The 23,810-nt window shown below is 62.7% G+C and carries 21 protein-coding genes and 1 pseudogene; 7 read left to right on the plus strand and 15 right to left on the minus strand.

Annotated elements, in window-relative coordinates:
* Positions 1 to 5: 5 nt before the first annotated feature.
* From V0U35_RS05165 to V0U35_RS05180, 4 genes are all read right to left on the minus strand, one after another.
* Positions 6 to 530 carry a DUF2306 domain-containing protein gene (locus V0U35_RS05165; protein WP_330195604.1) on the minus strand — a complete coding sequence of 175 codons (525 nt, stop codon included), beginning with the start codon at positions 528 to 530 and terminating at the stop codon, positions 6 to 8.
* Between the two features lie 513 nt (positions 531 to 1,043).
* Positions 1,044 to 1,739 carry an N-acetylmuramoyl-L-alanine amidase gene (locus tag V0U35_RS05170; RefSeq protein ID WP_330196105.1) on the minus strand — a complete coding sequence of 232 codons (696 nt, stop codon included), beginning with the start codon at positions 1,737 to 1,739 and terminating at the stop codon, positions 1,044 to 1,046.
* Between the two features lie 21 nt (positions 1,740 to 1,760).
* Entirely contained in the window at positions 1,761 to 2,060 is a 300-nt protein-coding gene (locus V0U35_RS05175) for a hypothetical protein (protein ID WP_330195605.1), read from the minus strand.
* A 63-nt stretch (positions 2,061 to 2,123) separates the two neighbouring features.
* On the minus strand, positions 2,124 to 2,822 hold the full coding sequence (locus V0U35_RS05180) for a TerB family tellurite resistance protein (RefSeq protein ID WP_330195606.1): 699 nt from the start codon (positions 2,820 to 2,822) through the stop codon (positions 2,124 to 2,126).
* A 51-nt stretch (positions 2,823 to 2,873) separates the two neighbouring features.
* Between V0U35_RS05180 and V0U35_RS05185 the strand changes: the two genes are divergently transcribed.
* The 4 genes from V0U35_RS05185 (at position 2,874) to V0U35_RS05200 (ending at position 9,292) form a co-directional block, all read left to right on the plus strand.
* Positions 2,874 to 6,464: a hydantoinase B/oxoprolinase family protein gene (locus V0U35_RS05185; protein ID WP_330195607.1), complete on the plus strand. Its 3,591-nt coding sequence runs from the start codon at positions 2,874 to 2,876 to the stop codon at positions 6,462 to 6,464.
* Between the two features lie 179 nt (positions 6,465 to 6,643).
* A complete protein-coding gene (locus V0U35_RS05190) occupies positions 6,644 to 7,171 on the plus strand; it encodes a fasciclin domain-containing protein (protein WP_330195609.1) in 528 nt (175 codons plus the stop codon).
* 304 nt (positions 7,172 to 7,475) lie between these two features.
* Positions 7,476 to 8,534 (plus strand): HipA domain-containing protein, encoded by a 1,059-nt coding sequence (locus V0U35_RS05195; protein ID WP_330195610.1) that lies wholly within the window; start codon positions 7,476 to 7,478, stop codon positions 8,532 to 8,534.
* Entirely contained in the window at positions 8,531 to 9,292 is a 762-nt protein-coding gene (locus V0U35_RS05200) for an HIRAN domain-containing protein (protein WP_330195611.1), read from the plus strand. The genes V0U35_RS05195 and V0U35_RS05200 overlap by 4 nt, the downstream gene beginning before the upstream one ends.
* Positions 9,293 to 9,321: 29 nt before the next feature.
* Here the strand turns inward: V0U35_RS05200 and V0U35_RS05205 are convergent, their stop codons facing one another.
* From V0U35_RS05205 to V0U35_RS05220, 4 genes are read right to left on the minus strand one after another with little or no spacing between them, the layout of a single operon-like run.
* Positions 9,322 to 10,359: a succinylglutamate desuccinylase/aspartoacylase family protein gene (locus V0U35_RS05205; protein ID WP_330195612.1), complete on the minus strand. Its 1,038-nt coding sequence runs from the start codon at positions 10,357 to 10,359 to the stop codon at positions 9,322 to 9,324.
* Entirely contained in the window at positions 10,356 to 11,261 is a 906-nt protein-coding gene (gene rimK, locus V0U35_RS05210) for a 30S ribosomal protein S6--L-glutamate ligase (RefSeq protein WP_330195613.1), read from the minus strand. The genes V0U35_RS05205 and rimK overlap by 4 nt, the downstream gene beginning before the upstream one ends.
* 20 nt (positions 11,262 to 11,281) lie before the next feature.
* Positions 11,282 to 11,734: an ATP-dependent zinc protease family protein gene (locus tag V0U35_RS05215; RefSeq protein ID WP_330195614.1), complete on the minus strand. Its 453-nt coding sequence runs from the start codon at positions 11,732 to 11,734 to the stop codon at positions 11,282 to 11,284.
* 6 nt (positions 11,735 to 11,740) lie between these two features.
* The gene (locus V0U35_RS05220) at positions 11,741 to 12,406 is read right to left on the minus strand and encodes a hypothetical protein (protein ID WP_330195615.1); all 666 of its coding nucleotides are present in this window, start codon (positions 12,404 to 12,406) and stop codon (positions 11,741 to 11,743) included.
* Between the two features lie 180 nt (positions 12,407 to 12,586).
* On the opposite strand from V0U35_RS05220, the gene V0U35_RS05225 reads away from it, so the two are divergent.
* Positions 12,587 to 13,444, plus strand: a complete 858-nt coding sequence (locus V0U35_RS05225) for a pirin family protein (protein ID WP_330195616.1) — start codon at positions 12,587 to 12,589, stop codon at positions 13,442 to 13,444.
* Between the two features lie 4 nt (positions 13,445 to 13,448).
* Here V0U35_RS05225 and metH read toward each other — a convergent pair.
* From metH to V0U35_RS05245, 3 genes and pseudogenes are all read right to left on the minus strand, one after another.
* A pseudogene (metH, locus tag V0U35_RS05230) lies at positions 13,449 to 17,164 on the minus strand (methionine synthase).
* 9 nt (positions 17,165 to 17,173) lie between these two features.
* On the minus strand, positions 17,174 to 18,076 hold the full coding sequence (metF, locus tag V0U35_RS05240) for a methylenetetrahydrofolate reductase [NAD(P)H] (RefSeq protein ID WP_330195619.1): 903 nt from the start codon (positions 18,074 to 18,076) through the stop codon (positions 17,174 to 17,176).
* A complete protein-coding gene (locus tag V0U35_RS05245) occupies positions 18,073 to 19,062 on the minus strand; it encodes a metalloregulator ArsR/SmtB family transcription factor (protein WP_330195620.1) in 990 nt (329 codons plus the stop codon). The genes metF and V0U35_RS05245 overlap by 4 nt, the downstream gene beginning before the upstream one ends.
* Positions 19,063 to 19,198: 136 nt before the next feature.
* Here V0U35_RS05245 and V0U35_RS05250 point away from each other — a divergent pair, with 136 nt between their 5' ends.
* Positions 19,199 to 19,903, plus strand: a complete 705-nt coding sequence (locus tag V0U35_RS05250) for a hypothetical protein (protein WP_330195621.1) — start codon at positions 19,199 to 19,201, stop codon at positions 19,901 to 19,903.
* Positions 19,904 to 19,919: 16 nt separating this feature from the next.
* Here the strand turns inward: V0U35_RS05250 and ettA are convergent, their stop codons facing one another.
* Together ettA and V0U35_RS05260 are read right to left on the minus strand one after the other, a co-directional pair.
* Positions 19,920 to 21,587, minus strand: coding sequence for an energy-dependent translational throttle protein EttA (gene ettA, locus V0U35_RS05255; RefSeq protein WP_330195622.1), 1,668 nt, complete (start codon positions 21,585 to 21,587; stop codon positions 19,920 to 19,922).
* Positions 21,588 to 21,683: 96 nt separating this feature from the next.
* Positions 21,684 to 22,106, minus strand: a complete 423-nt coding sequence (locus V0U35_RS05260) for a PH domain-containing protein (RefSeq protein ID WP_330195623.1) — start codon at positions 22,104 to 22,106, stop codon at positions 21,684 to 21,686.
* Between the two features lie 212 nt (positions 22,107 to 22,318).
* On the opposite strand from V0U35_RS05260, the gene V0U35_RS05265 reads away from it, so the two are divergent.
* A complete protein-coding gene (locus tag V0U35_RS05265) occupies positions 22,319 to 22,531 on the plus strand; it encodes a prolyl oligopeptidase family serine peptidase (protein WP_330195624.1) in 213 nt (70 codons plus the stop codon).
* On the opposite strand, the gene V0U35_RS05270 is transcribed toward V0U35_RS05265, so the two are convergent.
* The gene (locus V0U35_RS05270; protein ID WP_330195625.1) at positions 22,528 to 23,298 is read right to left on the minus strand and encodes a M48 family metallopeptidase; all 771 of its coding nucleotides are present in this window, start codon (positions 23,296 to 23,298) and stop codon (positions 22,528 to 22,530) included. The two genes, V0U35_RS05265 and V0U35_RS05270, sit on opposite strands and share 4 nt — an antisense overlap.
* Positions 23,295 to 23,771 carry a free L-methionine (R)-S-oxide reductase MsrC gene (gene msrC, locus V0U35_RS05275; protein WP_330195626.1) on the minus strand — a complete coding sequence of 159 codons (477 nt, stop codon included), beginning with the start codon at positions 23,769 to 23,771 and terminating at the stop codon, positions 23,295 to 23,297. The genes V0U35_RS05270 and msrC overlap by 4 nt, the downstream gene beginning before the upstream one ends.
* Positions 23,772 to 23,810: the final 39 nt, after the last annotated feature.

Below are 23,810 nucleotides of genomic sequence, written 5' to 3' on the forward strand. Positions count from 1 at the left end.
TCGTGTCAGGATGCGCCCGCGTCAAGCGCGCGGGCATAGCGGCGAATGATGAGCCGGTCGCTGAGGCGAATCCACAGGGCCGCCAGGCCGCAGATCGCCAGCGATGCGGCAACAACCGCCCACCAGAAGGTCGCCATGCCGCCCCAGGCCACCGCGATCCGTGTCGCCAGCTGGGCAGCGCCCGCGGCGACGAGGCCCGCATACGACCAGGCCATGAATTTGTAGTGGCCGAAAACGAGGCCGGCACGTGTCTTCGGATCGCGCTCGAACCGGGCCCGCCAGATCATAACCATCCCGGCCGCGATCGAGATCGCCGTGATGATGGAAAGGTAATGGAACGCCGACAGGCCGTTCTCTGCCATCGGGATCCCCGCTAGCACCAGCAGCACCATCGCGGCGGCGTAGACCCGCCCGACACTCCGGTGCCGGCCATCGCCCTTGGGACGCATCAGCACATAGGCTCCAGTGGCCAGCGCGATGACCGCTGCTGCGGTATGCATCCCGCCCCAGACGCTGTTGATGATATCCATGCCGATACTCCATACCAATTACTTTGCTTTATAAAGTTATAGGAATTGGGCCGGGAGTCAAAGGGCAAGCGTTTGAACTTTTGTGCGTCACAACAGGGCGTCAGTCCCTGTTGTCCATGGATGCCAGGGACGAAGCCCGGGCATGACGAGATGGAGTCCGTCGTAGAAAATTGTCATCCCGGCTGACCCGGAGGGGCAAGCCGGGACCTGGAACGGCGAGTGCCCGGTCTTCAGATCCCGGATCGCTGAGCGTCCGGGATAGTTCGTTCAGCGAAGCGACCTGAACTCTATGAATTCGGCCATTGGACTTGATCCATGGGCCCAGATTTTGCCCTGGAAAGCTTTCTCCGGGTTTCCTGCGGAAGCAGGAACACAGGCGGACATATCTGGATTCGAGCTTTCGCCGGGACCGTGGAAATCCGACTGATGAGAACGACTGGGTCCTTGGATCAAGTCCAAGGACCGAAAGGAAAGAAGAGCGCTTCCCCGGCGAAAGCCGGGGTCCAGGACCGCCTAGCGGGAAAGCACCGCCACGGCGTGGACGAGCCGCGCCGTTTCCTCGTCCACCTGCCCATCGACACGGGACGGGCGGAAGCGGCGCTGGAAAGCGGATACGGCATCTGCCAACGGCAGGCCGGTGTCGTACCCTATCGCGTCGAGATCGGCGGCTGGGTCGGGCGATACGTCGCCGCTGCCCTCGGGCCAGATCGCACAGCCCGCATCGGCAAGCCGTTTCCAGGGAAATTTCTCGCCCGGGTCCTGCTTGCGGTCCGGGGCGAAATCGGAATGACCGATAACGTTCTTCGCCGGAATGGCGTGGCGGGCGAGAATCTCGCGAACGAGCGCGATGACTGCCTCGATCTGGACGTCGGGAAAGTCCGGCAAGCCGAAATCATGGCCGCCATTGACGATCTCGATGCCGATGGAGGCCGAATTCATGTCGGTGATGCCCGCCCAACACCCCTTTCCGGCGTGCCAGGCGCGCTTGTCGTCGGAGACCAACCGGAAGATCCGGCCGTCTTCCTCCACCATGTAATGGGCGCTGACCTTGGCTTCGGCATCGCACAGGCGCGCGAGCGCGGCCGCGCCGGTTTCCATGCCGGTATAGTGCAGCATGATGTGGCTGACCGGGCCAGCCCGGTCGTTGAAATTCGGCGAAGGCGAGTCGATGGCGTCCACGCGCGCAGTCATGCGCACCAGGCGCAGCACACGCAAGTCAAACTCAAGGATTTAGTGTTGCGGTCGGCCTGCCGTCTCGACGGTCCAGCCATCGGGACCCCGGCGTGCGACCAGCAGGGTCGGGTCGCCGGAGCCACCCTTCTTCGGGCCGCGAATCTTACGCCAGAGCCACCACGCCCCGACGGCGAGCAGCGCCACCCCAATGACGGCGACCGCCGCAGCGGTCAGCACGGCAGCGAGGAAGAAGACGAGCCCGGCAAAGGCGATCGCGAATACCGCAGCGATCACGCCGCGCACAATCCGCCCGAAGCGGGCTGTCAGATCGGTCTGGTTTGTCCGGTCATCATCCATGACGGGTTCACTCCATTTCGCCCCTCGCGACCGCATACAATGTCGGGGCCACACAGGCGAACGTCAACGGGACTCGCCGGATCGTGATCCCCTGTCGGCCCGAATTTGGGCGTAAGCGGCATTAATCGCTGCCATTTTGGCATCGGCCAGACGCTGCAGTTGTGCCGGTGCACCGCGCGCAACCAGGGCATCGGGGTGATTCTGTGCCGCGATACGGCGATAGGCGCGCTTCAGCCCATCATCGGAAATGTCGGGATCGATACCGAGGATGACATAAGGGTCGTCATCAGGCGCGCCGATATGAGCCATGCGAATGCGCCGGAATTCACGCTCTGAAAAGCCGAAAATCTCCGAGACGGCTTCGAGATAGGACATCTCGCTGGCTGTCACCGCCCCGTCGGCCTTAGCAATGTGAAAGAGGCCGTCGAGCACGTCTTCCAGCACCGCCGGGTTGGCCCGGAAGCGGCGCGCGAGCCGGCGCGCATAACCGTCAAACCCGAGCGTCGTCTGCTGGGCGAGATCAAAGGCCTGAGCGATGGCGATCTTGCCGTCAGGCGGCGCGCGAAACACTTGCTGGAAGGCCGAGACCTCGCTGTCGGTCACGATACCGTCAGCCTTCGCCATTTTGGCACCGAGCCCGATCAGCGCCATGGCGAAATCCGCGTCATCGACGCGGTGTCCCGGTCCGCAATCCTCGCCTTCGCAATCGAAGGGGTCGGACGGGCCGGAAATGAAGTCGGTCAGCTTGCGCCAGATGGACATGAGGCTAGTCTCCGCGGCCCATGTAGCGCCTGAAAGGGGCAAGCGCGAGTCGTGAGCGGAGATTGGGAATTCTGGATCGATCGGGGAGGCACGTTTACCGACGTGATCGCCCGTGCGCCGGACGGCCGTGTCACGGCGAAAAAGCTGCTGTCGGAAAGCCCGGACTATGCCGACGCAGCCTCGGAAGGCATCCGCCGCTTCCTGGACCTGAAGCCCGGCGAGCCGATCCCGGCAGAGCGGATTGCGGCGGTGAAGATGGGCACAACAGTCGCGACCAACGCGCTGCTGGAGCGCAAGGGCGAAAAGACCCTCTTCGCGGTTACAGAAGGCTTTGCAGACCTGCTGGTCATCGGGGATCAGACCCGGCCCGATATCTTCGCGATGAAGATCGACCGGCCCGCGCCGCTGCACCACCGCGTGCTGGAGATCGACGAACGGCTCGACGCGTCGGGCAGCGTTGTCCGTCCACTCGATGAGAACGCCGCGCGTGCGGGGTTTGCAGACGCCCGCAAGGACGGCTGCGCCACCATCGCTATCGCTCTGATGCATGCCTATGCCAACCCGGCGCATGAACAGCGCCTCGCCGCACTGGCACGCGACGCCGGGTTTGAGACGATCATCCTCTCCAGTGTCGCCAGCCCGCTGGTGAAGATCGTGCCACGTGCCTCCACAACGGTCCTCGACGCCTATTTGACGCCGGTTCTGAAGGACTATGCCGGGCGTGTGGCGGCGCGACTCGATGGCGCGCCGCTCTACTTCATGCAGTCGTCCGGAGGCCTCGCCTCGGCCGATCAGTTCGCTGCGCGCGACGCCGTCCTGTCCGGCCCGGCGGGCGGCGTGGTCGGCATGGCCCGCACCGCTGCCACCGCGGGCCACCCGAAAGTCATCGGCTTTGACATGGGCGGCACGTCCACCGACGTCTCGCGCTTTGATGGCGAACAGTATGAACGGGTCAGTGAAGCGCGGATCGCAGGCCAGCGCCTGCGCGCCCCGATGATGGCGGTCCATACGGTTGCTGCGGGCGGTGGGTCGATCCTCAGCTTTGATGGTGAACGCGCCCGCGTCGGCCCGGACAGTGCCGGCGCGATGCCCGGCCCGGCGGGCTATGGCCGGGGCGGCCCGGCCGCGGTGACCGACGCCAACATCGTGCTCGGGCGGATTCAACCGGACGGCTTCCCCAAGGTCTTCGGCACGGACGGACAATCGCCCCTCGATGCGGACGCCAGCCGGAAGGCACTCGCGTCGCTAGCCGGAGACATGGGGCTTGATAGCGCGGAAGCGGCAGCCGAAGGGTTCCTCGCTGTCGCCATCGAGAACATGGCCCAGGCCATCAAGCACATCTCGACCAGCCAAGGCGTGGATCCGGGACAATATGCCTTGTCTGCCTTCGGAGGAGCCGGTGGACAACATGGCTGCCGGGTTGCCGAGGCGCTCGGCTTGAAGACCGTGCTGCTGCACCCGATGGCGGGGCTCTTGTCCGCGCTCGGGATCGGCCTCGCTGAACTGCGCGAAACGCGGGAGGCCGCGGTCGAACTGGCCTTTGGTGAGGACAACGCGGACGCTGTGCGGACGCTTGACCGACTGGAACGTGAAGCGCGCACTTCACTCACGGCGCAGGGCATTGCGGACACCGATATCCGCGTGCGGCGCGAATACCGGCTGAAGGTTGACGGTTCGGATACCGCCTTGCCCGTCGCCGAACAGGAACCGTCAGCGATGCGTGAGGCTTTCCAGGCCGCGCATGAACAACTCTTCGGCTTTCGCCCCGAGAGTGCGCGGATCATCGTTGAATCCGTCGCGGCCGAAGCGGTAGCCGACCCGCCGGGCGCGGGGAACTGGCATCTCGATCTGCCAACCCGCGAAGGTGATCCGCAGCCGGTGTCTCAGGCGCGCGTGTTCGATAAAGGTCAGTGGCGCGAGACGCCGGTCTACCGGCTCGAGGATTTCGGAACTGGCGCGAGTACGGTCGGTCCGGCGATCATTCTCGAACCGAATTCCACCATAGTCGTGGAACACGGGTGGCATGCGAAACGCCTGCCCTGCGGGACGCTGGAACTGACCCGGCAAAGCACCGGGCCTACTGAGGCGACGACGACCGAGGCCGACCCGATCCGGCTGGAGCTTTTCAACAAGCGTTTCATGGCGGTGGCCGAACAGATGGGCGCGGCGCTGGAACGCACCGCGCATTCGGTCAATATCAAGGAGCGGCTCGATTTTTCCTGCGCGGTTTTTGACGCCGAGGGCGGACTGGTCGCCAATGCGCCGCACATGCCGGTCCACCTGGGCTCGATGTCGGCAAGCGTGCGCTCGGCGGCGGCGGCCAACCCCGATCTGGGCCCCGGTGACGCGGTGGCGGTCAATGCCCCCTATGACGGCGGGACCCACCTGCCGGACATCACCATCGTAACGCCCGTCCATGACAGCGCGGGCGAGCGCCTCTTCTATGTCGCCGCGCGCGGTCACCATGCGGATGTTGGCGGCATTGCGCCCGGCTCGATGCCGCCGTTTTCGAAAACCATCGACGAGGAAGGCGTCCTCTTCCGCAACATCAAGGTGCTGGAGAACGGCCGCTTTCTCGATACCGAGGTTCGTGCGGTCTTGAATTCGGGACGCTGGCCGGCCCGCAACCCGGACCAGAATGTCGCCGACATGAAGGCCCAGCTCGCTGCCTGCGCGCGCGGGGCGGCGGAGCTGAAACGCATGGTCGCCGATCACGGGCTGGATGTCGTGCGCGCTTATATGGGCCATGTCCAGGACAATGCCGAACGCGCCGTGCGCCGGGTAATCGACGCGCTGGAGGATGGTGAGGCCGAGGTCCGGATCGATGATGGCGCCGCGGTGAAGGTCGCAATCCGCGTGGATCGGGACACAAGGTCCGCGACCGTCGATTTCACCGGGACCAATGCCCAGCGGGACAGCAATTTCAACGCACCGTCGAGCGTGGCCCGCGCCGCCGTCCTCTATGTTTTCCGCTGCCTCGTCGGCGGGGACATCCCACTCAATGAAGGTTGCCTCAAACCCATCGACCTCGTGATCCCGGAGGGATGTTTCCTCAATCCGGTGCCGCCCGCAGCCGTAGTCGCGGGCAATGTGGAAACCAGCCAGCTGGTTGTCGATGCGCTGTTCGCCGCGACCGGCCGGATGGCCCCGGCACAGGGCACGATGAATAATCTGACCTTCGGCAATGCGCGTCACCAGTATTACGAGACGATCTGCGGCGGATCGGGCGCGGGCGTCGATGCGGAGGGCCACGGTTTTGCCGGCCTCTCGGCAATCCACACCCATATGACGAATTCGCGCATGACCGACCCGGAAGTGCTCGAGCGCCGCTTCCCGGTCCGGCTGGACCATCACCGTGTGCGGCAGGAATCCGGCGGTGCGGGACGATGGCCGGGAGGGGATGGGGCAACGCGGCGGATGACTTTCCTCGAACCCATGACGGTCTCGCTCCTGTCCTCGCGCAGGCAGGAAGTCCCGTTTGGCCTTGATGGCGGCGGTGACGCCCAGTCCGGCCAGCAGCGGCGGATCGGTGCTGACGGGATGGTTGAAGACCTCCCCGGCCTGTTCTCGATTGAAGTCGAGGCGGGCGACGCCATCGAAATCGAGACTCCCGGGGGTGGCGGGTTCGGGCGCGCCTCTTAGGGCGAATTGGGTGGACGTCCAGCACCTAACCCCCAGAATTAATGATGTTTAATTCTCAAATCCGGTTTGCGGGCAGGTCCGTACTGGCCCGGTGAGATCCCATGAGGGGGTCTCGCCCTCCCCCTGTCCGGTCCACCCTCCGGTGGCCCGGGCGACAGAAACGAAACAGGAGCGTACACATGCCCCGCCTTCTTGCCACCGCCGCTATCGCCGCTGCCCTCTCCGCCCCCGCCTTCGCCGGCGATTACGTCAAGGACCATCATGGTTCATCGTCTCATGAGGCACCGATGCAGGCCGATATCGTGGATACCGCGGTTAATGCCGGATCGTTCAACACCCTGGTCGCAGCCGTTCAGGCCGCCGGTCTGGTCGAGACGCTGCGCGGCGATGGCCCCTTCACCGTCTTCGCCCCGACTGACGAAGCATTTGCCGCGCTCGGCGAAGACGCGATCAATGATCTGCTGCTGGAAGAAAACCGCGACCAGCTGATTGCGATCCTGACCTATCACGTTGTTCCGGGTGAGTATTTCGCGGCGGATCTGGCCGGTCAGTCGCTCTCCGTTGCCACGGTCAATGGCAACACGGTGGACATCGACGCGACCATGGGCGGTGTCATGGTTGATGGCGCTTCGGTCATTTCTGCGGACGTCGATGCATCCAATGGCGTCATTCACGTCATCGATAGCGTGATCATGCCGGCGATGTAGAACCGGCCAGATCAAGTTCCGGGCCCCTTCCCCAGTCCCAGGCCCGGACCTCCGAACGGGCCGCCCGCGATCCCCAATCCGCGGGCGGCCTTTATTGGAGTATATGTAATTAGCTGAACGGACGCGCCCGATTCGGTAAAACTCGAGAAGCTATTGAGAAGTTGTTCGACGGCGTTGGTGTTCTATATGCCACGCATCAGGTCAATAGGATCGAAAAACACACGCCGAAGACTACCCCGCACTCGTCGAACTCGCCGCCATCTAAATGTGGCTTCGGTTTTATGAATCGGTGTCCTACTGTTTGGTGATGAAGCAAGTCATAGCTCCCCCCGCGCTATTCGATGTCTCTGAATGGTCCGCTGATGACGAGTTTGCGGTTTATCCTGAGGGGTCTCGTGCAAAGTCTGCGCTAATCAGCCCGCCAAACCCACTTTCCGAATTGATTATTCCCGAGCACCGATATCTTTTCAAAAAATCCCGCTCATCATTTCCCGTTCAGTTCTGGGGGGAGGTGGTTGCCTTTGAAATTGGTAAGCTTATGGGCGTTGACGTGCCACCAGCCTACCCGGCTATAAACCACAAAACTGGGTCTGAAGGTGCACTTATACAATGGTTTTATGGGCCAAATCTGCGTCATGATTTTCCGACCAGCGATCGGTCGGGTGAGAGCGACAATTTGTGGAAAAGGCTCTACAGATCAGTGTTTGGCAACCCCCCAAAGGAAGTTTACGAAGAAATTCGCTACATTTCTGGCGACCAGTATATGATTAAAATCAATAAGGATTATGACCTTGATAAAGGAAAAGACCACAACATTAGAGATATATTTTTATTGACCCAATTGCTGGAGCGAAGTTTTAATTTGGTGGATGGGTACTGCCACTGGATGAAAGTCTTAGTGTTTGACGCTCTGATTGGGAATGTTGACCGTCATCAATCGAATTGGGGGGTATTATGGAAAGGGATGGACCCCGAAGTAGCTACGGCGAAGTTTTCCCCGGCCTTCGATAATGGAACGGCGCTCGTGTATGAGTATGGTGACGAGCGTTTAGGAAAATTCGACGATGCAACTTTTCGGGCACGTTATATTGATCGGGGCCGTCACCAAATGAAGCTCAACCGTCAAGATAACGAGCGAGCTGGGCACATCCAGATGATTGAGCACCTTCTCAGAAGCGATCCCAAGCTTGCGGAATGTGTACGGGGTGTCATTAACTTTTCCATGAGCGAATTAGCCACAAATCTATCACTTTTATGCTCGATAGAGACACCGACGCCGTTCTCTGAAAAGCGGTGTGCCGTCATCCTTTCGTTGGTTGGCGAAAGGCGTGACAGGATACAGAAATTGGTGACGTCGATATGAATGACATCAAAAACGTCATTGACTGGGATTCGCTGAAGCTGGTTTGGCAGTCTGCGGACCCGAAACACCGAAGCCACTATCACGTTGCGACGATTACGAGAGAAGCGGCTGGTGTAAAGCTGAAATATGAAGCTGAAAGCGACGATTTTCGTGAGGCTTCTAAACATGGGTTTATTGGATACCCCGCCTTTGATTTCAAAAAAAGCCAAGTGTATACTACAGGCGTAGTTAATACTTTTGCTCGACGGTTACCACCAAAGGAACGCGATGATTACTGGAAATATCTAGAGTCTTTCAAGCTGCCCGCTACGCGACAATACTCTACAATGACGTTACTGGGGTATTCGTCTGGACGCTTGCCAAGCGACGGGTTTTCCTTTGTGCCCGTGATACGCGCCCAAGATGCGCCATTCGAACTGATGCTCGAAGTAGTCGGCTACCGTCATTCGGCGGCAACTAATATGAGTGCTGAGCGGTTCATCGGAGCGCATATCGAATTTCGAAAAGACGACAAAAACAGATACGATCCAAATGCGGTTCGCGTTCAGGCAGCGGGTACGCATATCGGATATGTCAACCGAACAATGGCGATGATGATACGGGAGCTGATGGACAATGATCGTATACAGCTGAATGGATCAATCGTGCGAGTAAACGGCACTTCGGCGCGACCGAGGCCCTATATTTTCCTTTCCGCTAAGCGAACAATTACAGACCAAAAATTTAAAACTAATGGTGTCGATTCGAATGCAGCTTAGTTTGGCGGAGGATTTGTGAATTTCTCTCGCTACAGAATCTCGTCCTCGTCGAAGAGCGGGTCGCCTTCGGTTTCCTCACCGATACGGACCAGCGGATCGGTCTTCGGCGTCCGGCTGATTTCCGCGATATGGAAGAGCGCATCGCCCTCGTTGACGACGGGCAGGACCGTCCGGCCGATCACGAGTCCGGACATGGAGGCGCGGACCTCTTCTTCCTTCTCGCCCAGCGGGTCGGCGATGGCGGCGATGACCTCGCCCTTCTCCACGAGCCCGCCGGCAGCTTTCCAGGCGCGCAAGAGCCCGCCCATGGGCGCGCGTTCCCAACCCGAACGTTTGGACAAAAGTGGCCGGATTGTCGTGGTCAGCCCCTTGGCGCTGCCGACCATGCCGACATGGTGCAGGACACGCAGCGTCCCCTTCACGCCGAGGCGGATGGCGGCCTCGTCGAAGCGCAGTGCTTCGCCCGCCTCGTAGACGAGCACGTCCTTGCCCATTTCCCGCGCTGCGAGACGCAGCGACCCGTCGCGCAACTTCGACTGGACGATGACCGGCGGCGCGAAGGCTTCGGCCAATTCACGGACCCGCTTCGAGCCGGCGTCGATGCGCAATTGCGGGAGGTTGGTCCGGTGCTCGGCCGCCGAGTGAAGGTCGATGCCGATATCACTGCGCGAGACGATTTCCTTCATGAACAGCCGCGCCAGCCGCGCGGCCAGCGAGCCGGTCGAGGCCCCGGGGAAGCTGCGGTTCAGATCGCGGCGGTCAGGCAGATAGCGGGTGTGGTTGATGAAGCCGAACGTATTCACGATCGGAACGCAGATCAGCGTCCCGCGCACCGACTTCATCTGCGGCGTGTTGATCAGCCGCCGGATGATCTCCACGCCGATGATCTCGTCACCATGGACGGCGGCGGAGATGAAAGCGGTCGGCCCGTCCTTGCGCCCGTGGATGACGTGAGCGGACAGGGCCATCGGCGTGTGGTCAGACAGGACCGAGACCGGGATGTCGACGATACGCCGTTCACCCGGCGCGACGGCCTTGCGGGCGATAAGGAAGTCAGGCCGCGTCATCCGCGCCCTTTGGTTTTGGTCTTGCTGGTCGCGTAGTTCTTCTCGATGAAGTCGATGATCTGGCCGGCGACGTCGATGCCGGTGGTTTCTTCGATGCCTTCGAGGCCCGGCGAGGAGTTGACCTCCATCACCACCGGGCCGTGATTGGCGCGCAGCAAATCGACACCAGCGACATTGAGCCCCATCACCTTGGCCGCGCGGATCGCTGTGGAGCGTTCCTCCGGGGTGATCTTGATCTTTGTTGCCGCGCCGCCGCGATGCAGGTTGGAGCGGAATTCGCCCTCACCGCCCTGGCGCTTCATCGCAGCGATCACCTTGCCGCCCACGACGATGGTGCGGATGTCGGCTCCGCCGGCTTCCTTGATGAATTCCTGGACCAGGATATCGACCTTGGCACCCCGGAAGGCCTCGATCACGGATTTCGCTGACCGGCGGGTTTCCGACAACACCACGCCGACGCCTTGGGTGCCTTCCAGCAGCTTGATCACCACAGGCTCGCCACCGACGATGTCGAGCACGTCGTCGGTCATGCGCGTGTCGTGAGCGAAGGCCGTGACCGGCAAGCCGATCCCGGCGCGGGCCAGGAGCTGCAGCGAGCGCAGCTTGTCGCGTGACCGGCCGATGGCGACGGACTCGTTGACCGACCAGACCCCCATCATCTCGAACTGGCGCACCACCGCCATGCCATAACCGGTGATCGACGCCCCGATACGCGGGATAATCGCGTCATATCCGTCGAGGACCCGCCCCTGATAGCGAACTTCCGGCCGGTGGGAGGTGATGTTCATATACATGCGCAGCGTGTCGTAGACATCAATCTCGTGGCCGCGCTGTTCGGCGGCCTCCACCAGGCGCTGGTGCGAGTAGAGACCGGCATTGCGGGCGAGCATCAGAAGACGCATCGGGTCAGTCCTTCCGGATTTCAGTTTCGGTCAGCCCGGCCGCACAAGAAGGATTTCGCAGGATCGATCAGCACGCGGCGCTTCAGCGCGGTGCGCCCGATCAGCATGCGAAATCCCATCTGGTCGCGTCGGGCCAGTGTCAATTCGATCGGCCAGGAGCGGCCACCGAGTTTCAGGCGTGTACGTATCACGATCCGGGTCTGTGTCGCACCGTCGGAACTGCGGACCTCGCGGACATCGTGGATCGGTGCCGTACAGGCAATACGGGTGCGGTTGTCTTTCTGGACAGGATGCAGTTCGAACGACACCCAAGGCGCGCCGTCCTTCTCAAACCGGTTGATGTTCCAGGCGTGAATGGCCGAAGTCCGCGCGCCGGTATCGATCTTGGCCTTGACCGGGACATCGCAGAGCTCGGGCAAGCCGGCCCATTCCCGCCATCCGATCAGGAAGGGTTCGCGCGGTTTCCCGGCCACGGCGCGTCAATCGCCCAGCCAGCCCTGGAAGCTGACATTCTCGAATGTCTGCTCGCCGATCATGAACGTACCCGTCAGAGCACTCCGGGCATTTTCCGGATAGCCATTCTGCATTTCGGCGACCTGGGCCGCGTCGAACTCGCCCTCAAAGGAAATCTGGCCCAGCACGTCATGCTGGCCCCAAAAGGCGAGCGTCTGGTCGGTGACAGCATAGTGGCTGGGCTCGAAGACGTGGGTGACCTCGTAGTAGGTATTGCCCAATTCGCCGACGCCGGTCGGGCTCGACCGGTCCTCGAAGACCAGGATCAGCGGCGAAAACGCCCCCTCCACGCCGGCGAAATACTCCGCGAACTCGAATTCCATGCCCACAAAGACGTGGTCGAGCATGACCGGCCCCAGCCCGACTTCAGTCGCCGGGATATAATACCCCGCGAGTTCGTTCTCCGCCGCATAGGTTCGGTCTTCAAGTTCTTCGGGTTGCTCCGCAGCCGCGTCGATCGCGGGCTCGCCGCCTCCTGATTCCGTCCCGGCACTGGTCTCTTCTGTCCCGGCACTGGTCTCTGACTCGGTGGCCGTGTCCGGCGCGGACGTGTCGCCGCTGACGCCCGCATCGCATGCGGCAAGAAGGAGACCGGCCGCCAGGCCCGTCATCGTCAGATAAAACGCTTTCATGGCCCCGGCCCTTTCCCATTTCCAGAATCGGGGGTGATCTTAGCGCGGGATGCCCGTGCCGTCAGCCGGACTTCGGCCCGTCAACTCGATTATCGCCCGGGCGGAAAGACGCTTTATCGTGCCGAGTATCTGATACCGGGCGAGTCCGATCCCATATTGGCGGCAACAAAGGAGGTTCCCATGCCCAAGATCAGACCCTTGGTCCACACCACGACCGGCACCGCCGCGACCGACGGTGCGGGCGTCCGGATGCGCCGGATGATCGGCACGCACCAGCTGCCGATGATCGACCCCTTCCTGATGCTCGACCATTTCCATTCCGATAATCCGGGCGACTACATCGCCGGGTTCCCGGCCCACCCTCACCGCGGGTTCGAGACCGTGACCTACATGGTCGCGGGCCGGATGCGCCATAAGGACAACAAGGGCCATGAAGGCGTGATCGAGCCGGGTGGTGTGCAATGGATGACCGCTGCCGGCGGGATCATCCATTCGGAAATGCCTGAGCAGGAAGAAGGCCTGATGTCCGGCTTCCAGCTGTGGATCAACCTGCCGCGCGCCGAGAAGATGAAGCCTGCCGGTTACCAGGAATTCGACCCGGACGAGATCCCGGTCGATGACCGTCCGGACAGCGGCGCGAAGGCCCGCATCGTCGCGGGCAAGACGTCTCGCGGTGTGGAAGGCCCCGTGCGGAGAATCACCGTCCAGCCCTTCTTCGCCGAAGTGGCGCTGGAGCCCGGCGGTGTGTTCGAGGAGGCACTTCCGGCCGGCCACTCGGCCATTCTGGCCGTTTTCGCCGGCTCGGTTATCCTGCCCCGGACCGGTTCGGAAGAGCCCGGCACGGTCTCAAAAGGCATGCTCGGCATTCTTGGCGAGGGTGAGACCACGCGAATCGAGGCCGGTCCTGACGGCGCCTCGCTGTTGCTGATCGCCGGCAAGCAATTGCGCGAGCCGGTCGCCAAGGGCGGGCCCTTCGTCATGAATACCGAAGGCGAAGTCCGCCAGGCGATGATGGACTACCAGTCGGGCCGCTTCTGACCCGTCAGGCCGCGTCCTGCGTGCCGGTCCCCGGATCATATCCGAGGATCGGCGCGAGCGCCTTTTCTGCTTCCGCCAGCGTCCACCCCTTGCGGGCCGCATAGTCCTCGACCTGGTCGCGCGCGATGCGGCCGACCGCGAAATAGACGCTGTCCGGATGCGAGAGATAGAGGCCCGACACCGAAGACGCGGGCGTCATCGCCAGGCTCTCGGTCAGGCTGACGCCGGTATGCTTTTCGGCGTCAAGCAAAGCAAAGAGCGTGCGTTTCTCGGTATGGTCGGGCTGGGCCGGATAGCCCGGTGCCGGGCGAATGCCGCGATATTTCTCCGCGATGCGCGCTTCCTGGTCGAGCGCCTCGTCTGGCGCATAACCCCAGAATTCCCGGCGCACTTTCTCGTGCAGATACTCCGCAAAGGCTTCGGCCAGGCGGTCGGACAGCGCGGAGAACAGAATGCCCGAATAATCGTCATGAGCCGCCTTGAACCGCGCCATGAGATCGGGGTTTTCGCCCGCTGTCACACAGAAGCCGCCAATCCAGTCCGGTGCATCCGGCGCAACGAAATCAGCGAGCGCAAACTGGGCCTTGTCGTTCGTCTTCTCCATCTGCTGGCGCAGGGTGAAGAAGGTCGCAGCCTGTTCAGAGCGGTTGTCATTCTGCCAGATCGCGATGTCGTCACCGACGGCGTTGGCGGGCCAGAAACCGGCGACGCCCCTGGGGTGCAGCCAGTCCTCGGCGACGATGCGTTCCAGCATGTCCTGTGCGTCCTTGAAGAGGGCGCGTGCGGCTTCCCCGCGTGCCTCGTCCTCGAGGATCTGCGGATAGCGGCCCTTCAGCTCCCAGCTCGCAAAGAAGGGCGTCCAGTCGATATAGGGGACGAGGTCGGCGACGTTGGCCTCAACCGCCTTCGCCCCAGTGAAGGACGGGCGCGGCGGGACATAGCCGTTCCAGTCGGGCCGGAAGGCCATCTCGCGCGCGGCACTGAGGGGCACACGGGACTTGGCGGCCTGGTTGCGCGCCCGGATCTCGCGGATTTTTGTGTAGTCGTCGCGATAGCCCTGCAGGAAATCGTCGCGGCCGGTATCAGAGAGAAGTTTTGAGACAACCCCGACGGCGCGGCTGGCATCGTTCACATGCAGAACGGGGCCTTTCGAATACGCGGGCTCGATTTTCACCGCGGTATGCACCGCGCTCGTCGTTGCCCCGCCGATCAGCAGCGGGCGGTCAAAGCCGAGCCTTTCCATTTCGCTGGCGACATAGACCATCTCGTCGAGCGAGGGGGTGATCAGGCCGGAGAGGCCGATGATGTCTGCCTTTTCGTCGATGGCGGTCTTCAGGATCGTCTCGCAGGGCACCATGACGCCGAGATCGACGATTTCGTAGCCGTTACACTGCAGCACCACGCCAACGATGTTCTTGCCGATGTCGTGGACATCGCCCTTCACGGTGGCCATCACGACCTTGCCGTTGGACTTCCCGGCGATCCCCTTCTGGCGCTTCTGCTCTTCAAGGTGCGGCAGCAGCCAGGCCACGGCCTTCTTCATCACGCGGGCGGATTTTACCACCTGGGGCAGGAACATGCGGCCTGATCCGAAGAGATCGCCGACGACATTCATGCCGTCCATCAGCGGGCCTTCGATCACGCCGAGCGGATCGTCGAGTTTGGCAAGTGCGGCTTCGGTATCGGCGTCGATATGATCGGTGATGCCGTGAACCAGCGCGTGTTCGAGACGTTTCTCCACCGGCCAGCTGCGCCATTCGGCGGCGGCCTTTTCCTCGCGTTCGCCAGAGTCACGATAGCTCTCGGCGATCTCCAGCAGGCGTTCGGACGCGCCGGGCTTGCGGTTGAGGATGACGTCTTCGACCGCCTCGCGCAGCACCGGTTCGATATCGTCATAGATGTCGAGCTGGCCGGCATTGACGATGGCCATGTCCATGCCCGCCTCGATGGCGTGGTAGAGGAAGACCGAGTGCATGGCCCGGCGCACGGTCTCATTACCCCGGAAGGAGAAGGACAGGTTCGAAATGCCGCCCGAGACATGGGCACCGGGCAGTTCGGTCTTGATCCGCCGCGTTGCCTCGATAAAGGCGCGGCCATAGTCGTCGTGTTCCGCAATCCCGGTCGCGACCGCGAACACGTTCGGATCGAAGATGATGTCTTCGGGCGCGATGCCGGCCTTGGTTGTCAAAAGCTCGTAGGCGCGCTTGCAGATGGCGAATTTGCGGTCCGCCGTCTCGGCCTGGCCTTCGGTGTCGAACGCCATGACCACGACCGCCGCGCCATAACGGGCGATGCGCCGTGCCTGTTCGAGGAAGGCTTCCTCGCCTTCCTTCATGCTGATCGAATTGACGATGGCCTTGCCCTGCACGCACTTCAGCCCGGCCTCGATTACCTCCCATTTCGAGGAGTCGATCATGATCGGCACGCGCGCGATGTCCGGCTCGGTAGCGATCAGGTTAAGGAAATGGGTCATCGCCTCCACGGAATCGAGCAGGCCCTCGTCCATGTTGACGTCGATGATCTGCGCGCCGTTCTCGACCTGCTGGCGCGCAACCGAGAGCGCCTCGGCATAATCGCCAGCCATGATCAGCTTCTTGAAGCGCGCCGAACCGGTGACGTTAGTGCGCTCGCCGATATTGACGAAGGCGGAACTCGACCCGTTCATGACGCCAGCTCGAACGGTTCGAGGCCCGACAGACGCATGGAGCGCGGGCGCTGCGGGATTGTGCGTACCCGTTGCCCCTTCACAGCCGCGGCAATCGCGGCGATGTGGTTCGGCGTCGTACCGCAACAGCCGCCGACAATGTTGAACAGGCCCGATTTCGCCCATTCGCCGAGATGGCCCGACGTGGTTTCAGGCGTTTCATCATAGCCGCCGAGATCATTGGGCAGGCCGGCATTGGGATAGACATGGACCAGCGTGTCGGCGACCCGCGACAGCGCGGCGGCATAGGGCCGCATCTGTTCGGCCCCCAGCGCACAATTCAGCCCCACGCTGAGCGGATTGGCATGGCGGACCGAATTCCAGAATGCCTCGACGGTCTGCCCCGACAAATTCCGTCCCGACATGTCCACGACCGTCATCGACAGCGCCATCGGAATGGTCTCACCGGTTTCGGCCTCAAGGTCGCGGACGGCCGCAATGGCGGCCTTGGCATTGAGCGTGTCGAACACGGTCTCGATCAGCAGATAATCTGCTCCGCCATCGACGAGGCCGCGCGCGGTTTCGGTGTACATCGCCACCATCTCGTCGAATGTCGCAGCGCGGAATTCGGGCCGGTTCACATCCGGCGATAGAGATAGGGTTCGGCTGGTCGGGCCCATCGCACCGGCAACCCAGCGCGGCTTGCCTGGCTCGGAGAATTCATCGGCCACTTGCCGAGCGATTTCTGCCCCCGCCCGATTGATATCGTAAGCGTGCGCGGACAGGCCGTAGTCTTCCTGGCTGATCGCATTGGCGTTGAACGTGTTGGTGGACATGATTTCGGCACCGGCGCGCGCATAGTCGCGATGGATGTCCGCAACCGCGTCCGGCCGGGTCAGATTGAGGATGTCGTTGTCACCCTTCACGTCCTGATTGTGGGTCGCGAACCGGTCTCCCCGGAAATCGGCTTCTGACAGGTTGAGGCCCTGGATTTCAGTTCCCTTGGGACCATCGAGAATGACGATGCGGTCCCGGGCCGCCGCCCGAAGCGCCCCTATGCGTTCACTGCGTGTCATGAATGTCCCTCAGGCCGCGATAGCCGCGGCTTTGACGCCGAGCAGGCGGCAGGTCGAAATGGCCAGTCCGGCCCGATTCAGCGTGTAGAAATGAAAGTGCTCCACGCCGCCTTGCGCGAGCTTGCGGGCGAGCTTGGCCGCCACGTTTGCGGTCACGAGATCGCGGGCCTCGGCGTCGTTTTCCAGGCCGTCATAGAGATCATGCAATTCAGCCGGTATCGATGCCTTGCACAGGCCGGACATGCGCTTCAGCCCCTCGAAATTGGACTGCAGCATCAGGCCGGGAATTATCGGGATGGTAATGCCCGCCGCGACGGCCCGGTCGCGAAACCGGAAGAATACGTCGGGGTCGAAGAAGAATTGCGTGATGGCGCGCGTTGCCCCGGCATCGGCCTTGGCTTTCAGTACATCGATATCGTGGCCAAGGTCCGGGCTGTCGGGATGGCATTCGGGATAACAGCCGACCGAGACGTCGAAATCGCCCCGGCGGCGAATGGCGGCGACCAGCTCCGGTGTCGACTCATAGCCGCCCGGATGGCTGGCGTAAGGCGCGCCCGCCCCATCAGGCGAGTCGCCGCGCAGGGCGACGATATGCTTCACGCCGACGGCAGCGTACTCATCGATGACCGCGTCGAGTTCGGCCTTGGTTGCCCCGACGCAGGTCAGGTGCGCGGCGGCATTGAGCCGCGTCTCGCTTGCGATCCGGCGCACGGTCCTGTGCGTACGTTCTCGCGTCGAGCCGCCCGCGCCATAGGTCACTGACACGAAGGCCGGGCCATAGGGCTCCAGCCGCGTCACGGCATCCCACAGCCTTTCCTCCATGGCGTCGCTTTTGGGCGGGAAGAATTCGAAAGAGACGGAGGGCGAACCGTTGGCCTTCAAGGCCTCGGTTGCGGATGCATAGCGTTTCATGATGCCGCACGTGCGCCAAAGCGCCGCCCTTCTGATTTGATCGGGCGCTTGTCCTTGCGCGCCGCCCAGATTTTCACGGTAAGTTTTTCAGTCTTCTCTTCCGGGTGAAGCGCCGTACGGCGGGCAAGGCCCAGCCCGGCCTCTTCCACCCAATCGGTGATCTCGTTGTCGGAAAATCCCAGCCGCAAATGGGCATGCTCGGTCTTCAGGAATTCCAGCTGGTGCGGCGCGAAATCGACAATCAGCAGAACGCCGCCGGGCTTCAGCACGCGCGCGCACTCGGTAATGGCGGCAGCCGGGTCGTCGAGATAGTGCAGCACCTGGTGCACGGTCACGAGATCGGCCGCCCCGTCCTCGAACGGCAAAGCCGTGACGTCGGCCTGGCGGACCGAGCCATGGGACATGCCCGCGCGTTCCAGGTTAAGCCGGGCGAGATTGAGCATGGCGTGGTTGATATCAACGCCCACTCCTCGCTTCACGCGATCAGCAAAGACTTCGAGGATGCGGCCTGTGCCAACCCCGACATCGATCATCAGTTCGAACGGCCCCTCGCCCGTGGCGGCGCGCATCGCGGCCTCGACCTCGGCTTCGGAGAATTGCAGGGAGCGGATTTTTTCCCAGTCGGCCGAGGCGCGATCGAAATAGGCCTGGGCAGCGACGGCACGTGCTTCCTTGACACTCTCGAGCCGATCGACATCGCGGCGCAGGACAGGGTCTTCTGGGGGTGCCAGTTCGCCGATAACGCGCGCGAGGCGCTTGCCCGGACCGGAATCGGCCAGCCTGTAATAGACGAACGAGCCCTGCGGCAACCGCACCGCCAGTCCGGCGTCCGACAGCAGCTTCAAATGCCGGCTCACGCGCGGCTGGCTTTGTCCCAGGATCTGGACCAGTTCGGACACCGTCAGCTCGCCGCGCGACAACAGCACCGCGATGCGCAGGCGCGTCGGTTCGGCGAGGGCTTTCAGTTGGGCAACAAGCGGTTCCACGGCGGCATCCGGCGCAATCATCAGATATAAAGATATTGTTATATGATTATTTGCCTGAAAGGCAAGGCAGGCGCATGCGCAATGGGCGATCAGCCGCAGATTTGCTATCCTGCCCCTCAGAAGGGGAGGACATGCCATGCGCACCATGCTTCTGGCCGGAACGGCCATCTTTCTGCTCACCGGGCCGGCATCGGCCCAGGACGGCGAACGCCGCTGCTGTCACGTCACCGAAGGAGCCTGGATCGACGGCACCTATACACCGGCGGAATGCCGGGCACTGGGGTCAGACTATGCGCCGCAGGGCGATGCGCGGGCGGCGATGTGCCGGGGGGCAACTCATGAGGAGACCCCGCCCATGACACCCGGCGCGCCGGGCAGTCCGGGCGGTGGTCCCGGGGGTGGTGACGGCAATGGCGGTAGTGGTGCCGGCGGCGGCGATGGCGATGGTGATGGCGGCCCCCGCGTACAGCGCAGCGCCGGTGAGGGTAGCCCCCAGGCCGAAACCGCCGATCTGGCCGCGATGCGCTTCGACTACGAGATCGTGGGGCGGGCGAGCCTTTCTGAACTCGGCACGCTGAACCACCAGACGCTGGAACAGCGCGATTTCTGCGACAGCCTGCTCCAAACCGGTCTCGACAGCCGCGCGGCGGAACCGGTGAACGCGCAATGCTTCACCAATCTGCGCGGCAATGCCCACCTGGTCACCCAGAATGCCGGACGGATGCGTAATGACCGCTCACTGAGAGAAGACGAGCGTCACGAAGCCGCCCACATCATGCAACAGGCGAGCGATACCCGCGCTCATGCCGACGCGCAGCTGGACGCCGCGAACGGGAACTAGGCGCAGTGCGTGCCGACTACCGCTTGAACTTCTGGAACTTGATCCGGTGCGGGATGTCCGCGTCGTCGCCGAGACGGCGTTTCTTGTCTTCCAGATAGTCCGAGAACGAGCCCTCGAACCATTCCACATGGCTGTCGCCTTCAAAGGCGAGAATGTGGGTGGCGATCCGGTCGAGGAAGAAGCGGTCGTGCGAGATGACCACGGCGCAGCCCGGGAAATCTTCCAGCGCGGCTTCGAGCGCGGACAGGGTTTCCACGTCGAGATCGTTGGTCGGTTCGTCGAGGAGGAGGAGGTTGCCGCCCTCCTTGAGCATCTTGGCGAGGTGGACGCGGTTGCGTTCACCGCCGGAGAGGAGGCCGACCTTCTTTTGCTGGTCGCCGCCCTTGAAGTTGAACGCGCCGGTATAGGCCCGGCTCGGGACTTCCTTGCCGCCGAGATCGATCATGTCGTGACCGCCGGAGATTTCCTCCCAGACGGTTTTCTTCGGATCGAGCGCGTTGCGCGACTGGTCGACATAACCCAGCTTGACCGTCTCGCCGAGGCGCAGCGTGCCCTCGTCGGGCGTGTCCTGACCGATGATCATGCGGAACAGGGTCGACTTACCCGCCCCGTTCGGACCGATCACGCCGACAATGCCGCCCGGCGGCAATTTGAACGACAGGTCCTCGATCAGGAGCTTGTCGCCGAAGCCCTTCCTCAGGTTTTCGACTTCGAGCACCACACCGCCCAGGCGCGGGCCCGGCGGGATGCGGATCGTCGCGCCGGACACTTCACGCAGCTCGGCGGCGTCGCGCATTTCCTCGTAGGACTTGATCCGCGCTTTCGACTTGGCCTGGCGCGCCTTGGGCGAGGAGCGGATCCATTCGAGTTCGCGGGCGAGCGCGCGGTCCTTGGCGCTCTTTTCCCGGCTCTCCTGGAGCATGCGCTTCTGCTTTTGCTCCAGCCAGGACGAGTAATTGCCCTCGTAGGGGACGCCACGGCCGCGATCGAGTTCAAGCGTCCAGGTCGTGATGGTGTCGAGGAAGTAACGGTCGTGGGTCACGACCAGGATGGCACCGGGGAAATTCTCCAGATGGTGCTGGAGCCAGGCGACCGATTCCGCGTCGAGGTGGTTGGTCGGTTCGTCGAGCAGCAGCATGTGTGGCTCGGACAGGAGCAGGCGGCACAGCGCCACGCGGCGCACTTCACCGCCCGACAGCTTGGTCACGTCCCAGTCGCCCGGCGGGCAGCGTAGCGCGTCCATCGCCATCTCGATCTTGGAATCGATGTCCCAGGCGTTGGCCGCGTCGATCTCTTCCTGAAGCGTGTTCATTTTCTCCATCAGCTCGTCGGAATAATCCTCGGCGAGCTGCATGGAGACAGCGGTGTACTCGTCCATCTTCTGTTTGAGGGCCGAGCCTTCAATGACATTTTCCCAGACCGTCTTTTCGGGGTCGAGCTGGGGCTCCTGCGGCAGGTAACCGACGCGCACGCCCTTCTCCGCCCAGGCCTCGCCGGCGAAATCCTTGTCATAGCCGGCCATGATCTTCAGCAGCGTGGACTTGCCCGCGCCGTTGACACCGACGACACCGATCTTGGCGTCGGGCAGGAAGTGCAGCGAGATGTTCTCGAAGACCGGCTTGGACGCACCGGGATGCGTCTTCGAGAGCTTGTCCATGTGATAGACGTATTGATAGGCGGCCATGGCGCTAAAAATTCCGTTCGTTTTAAGGAGCGAGTGCGTTGGCGCGGCGTATAACGGAGCCAAGGCCAGTCCGGCAAGCGGTGTGTGCGGGTAAGGCTAGTCGTCGTCCCGCTCGGCGCGCTCGATGGCCTTCTTCACGTCATAGGGGTCGGGCACCATTTTCAGGTCGAGATTGGATACGCCCCGGCCCGTCACCTTGATCGTCGCATAGCCAAGGATCTGCCCCAGGAAGGATTGCTCGAACTCGACTGTTTCAACGGCGGCAAGCTGCATCTCGTCGGACGAGATGTTGAAAAAGCCCTTCTTGAACACGATGCGGTGGGTCGTGACGGCGCGCTCGATTGTGAGGATGGGTATCCACACGAAGAGCAGGAAGACGAGCGAGATGCCGAGCGTGAACGGTGCCGCCGCGACCAGCAGCACCGTCCAGAACAGGCCGCCCGCATAGTGTAGCCAGTGCAGCGGAATGTTGCGGACGACGGTTTCGTCGTCGGCACTGGAGCGTGTCACATAACCCATTGCCTGACCCTTCAAAATTATCGGCGCGCCAAACCGCCGCCCTCCCGTTAACCGGTAGTCGGCCGCAGCGTTCCACGGATGACCTGCCGCGAAATTACAGGCCAGAATTCCGGTCAGAAAATGGCGAACCGGTCACGTCCTTGATCCCGGGGTTTGACCGGCCCGGCGGCGCGGCTATCGTCACGCCAATCTGTCCCAGCGGAGCCCGACCCATGAGTCCGACCCTGATCCTGCACGGCATGGCCGACGACAATGTCGTCTTCGCTCATTCCACCCGTCTTTTCCATGAACTGCAGGGGCGCGGCGAGATGTTCGAGATGATGACCTATCCGGGCCAGCGTCACGGTATTCGCGGCGAGGAACGCCAGCGCCACCGCACGCAGACAATCATGGACTTCTTCGACCGCCATCTGAAGGACGGCTAGAAGACCGGCAGGCTGCGTCCCGCCTCGTTGAGCGCCTTGCGGCGGGCCTTCCAGTCCGGCACGAGGCGCTCGACCACGGCCCAGTACGCCGGGGAATGGTTGGCTTCGACCAGGTGCGCCGCCTCGTGGGCGCAGACATAGTCGGACAGGGCGTCGTCCATCATGATCAGCCGCCAGTTGAGACGGATGACACCCTCGCTGTCGCAACTGCCCCAGCGGCGCTTCTGGTCGCGCACCATGACCTTGCGCACGCGCTTTCCCAGCGTCTCGGCATGGACGTGAACGCGCGGAGACAGATGTGTTTCGGCCGCGCGCCGGTACCAGCGCGTGACTGCGCCTCGTACGGCCGCGGTTCGCAGGCTGCCTTCGGCCTCAGGGTCGACCGAAACGATCAGCCTGTCTGCGTCGTGGGCAATTTTGGTCCGCACCCCCTTGGTCAGATCCTGGACCTTGAGCGCCAGCTCCTGTCCGCGAAACATCAATCGGTCGCCGGTCTCGAACCGGACCACCGGCGCGCGCGGGCGATCCGCCCATTCATCCAGTTTCGCGAGTATCCAGTCCTGACGCCCCGTTATCGCCCGCTCGATACGGTCGAGGCTGGCTCGGATCGGGGCGAAGACGGTCAATCCCGTCTCGCTGACCTGGAAAGCAATGGTGCGCCGCCGCGCGCTGCGCTTCAGCGTGAAGGAAACAGGGCGGCCACAGAGGTCGATCCTGCGGGTTTCGACAGCGGGAGATACCGGGCGGGATCGGGCCGTCCAGATCACGCCGTCAGCAGGATTTCGCAGATCGCTTCGAGCCCGGCCTGGTCGTCAGTGTCGAAGGCTGCAGGCTGTTCGGAATCGACATCGAGAACCGCGACAATCGCGCCATTGGCGTCGCGGACCGGCACGACGATTTCCGAATTCGTGCGGCTGTCGCAGGCGATGTGGCCGGGAAAGGCATGGACATCGGCGACGAGCTGGGTTTCGCCGCTGGCCGCCGCCGCGCCGCATACACCCTTGCCGAACGGAATGCGCAAACACCCCAGCGTGCCCTGGTAGGGGCCGACGACCAGCTCATCGGGCTTGTTCGGATCAACTTCGTAAAATCCGGTCCAGAAAAACCGTGGCTCGAACGCCTGTGCCAGCAGGCAGGAGGCGGTCGCGAATCGGGCCGTGCGGCTGGTTTCGCCCTCGATCACCGAGGCGATCTCCTTGGCAAGCTCGGCATAGCGGGCAGTTTTTTCGGAACGGGTCATCACGAAAAGGCTTTCACGAGGAACAGGTGAAACGTGTAT

The organism is Hyphobacterium marinum (assembly GCF_036330325.1).
Lineage (GTDB): Bacteria > Pseudomonadota > Alphaproteobacteria > Caulobacterales > Maricaulaceae > Hyphobacterium > Hyphobacterium marinum.

Excerpts from the sequence above, each read along its gene's own strand:
- V0U35_RS05165 (WP_330195604.1), bottom strand. The coding sequence starts at position 530 with ATGGATATCATCAACAGCGTCTGGGGCGGGATGCATACCGCAGCAGCG.
- V0U35_RS05175 (WP_330195605.1), bottom strand. The coding sequence starts at position 2,060 with ATGGATGATGACCGGACAAACCAGACCGATCTGACAGCCCGCTTCGGG.
- V0U35_RS05180 (WP_330195606.1), bottom strand. The coding sequence starts at position 2,822 with ATGTCCATCTGGCGCAAGCTGACCGACTTCATTTCCGGCCCGTCCGAC.
- V0U35_RS05190 (WP_330195609.1), top strand. The coding sequence starts at position 6,644 with ATGCCCCGCCTTCTTGCCACCGCCGCTATCGCCGCTGCCCTCTCCGCC.
- V0U35_RS05200 (WP_330195611.1), top strand. The coding sequence starts at position 8,531 with ATGAATGACATCAAAAACGTCATTGACTGGGATTCGCTGAAGCTGGTT.
- V0U35_RS05205 (WP_330195612.1), bottom strand. The coding sequence starts at position 10,359 with ATGACGCGGCCTGACTTCCTTATCGCCCGCAAGGCCGTCGCGCCGGGT.
- rimK (WP_330195613.1), bottom strand. The coding sequence starts at position 11,261 with ATGCGTCTTCTGATGCTCGCCCGCAATGCCGGTCTCTACTCGCACCAG.
- V0U35_RS05220 (WP_330195615.1), bottom strand. The coding sequence starts at position 12,406 with ATGAAAGCGTTTTATCTGACGATGACGGGCCTGGCGGCCGGTCTCCTT.
- V0U35_RS05225 (WP_330195616.1), top strand. The coding sequence starts at position 12,587 with ATGCCCAAGATCAGACCCTTGGTCCACACCACGACCGGCACCGCCGCG.
- metF (WP_330195619.1), bottom strand. The coding sequence starts at position 18,076 with ATGAAACGCTATGCATCCGCAACCGAGGCCTTGAAGGCCAACGGTTCG.
- V0U35_RS05250 (WP_330195621.1), top strand. The coding sequence starts at position 19,199 with ATGCGCACCATGCTTCTGGCCGGAACGGCCATCTTTCTGCTCACCGGG.
- ettA (WP_330195622.1), bottom strand. The coding sequence starts at position 21,587 with ATGGCCGCCTATCAATACGTCTATCACATGGACAAGCTCTCGAAGACG.
- V0U35_RS05260 (WP_330195623.1), bottom strand. The coding sequence starts at position 22,106 with ATGGGTTATGTGACACGCTCCAGTGCCGACGACGAAACCGTCGTCCGC.
- V0U35_RS05265 (WP_330195624.1), top strand. The coding sequence starts at position 22,319 with ATGAGTCCGACCCTGATCCTGCACGGCATGGCCGACGACAATGTCGTC.
- msrC (WP_330195626.1), bottom strand. The coding sequence starts at position 23,771 with ATGACCCGTTCCGAAAAAACTGCCCGCTATGCCGAGCTTGCCAAGGAG.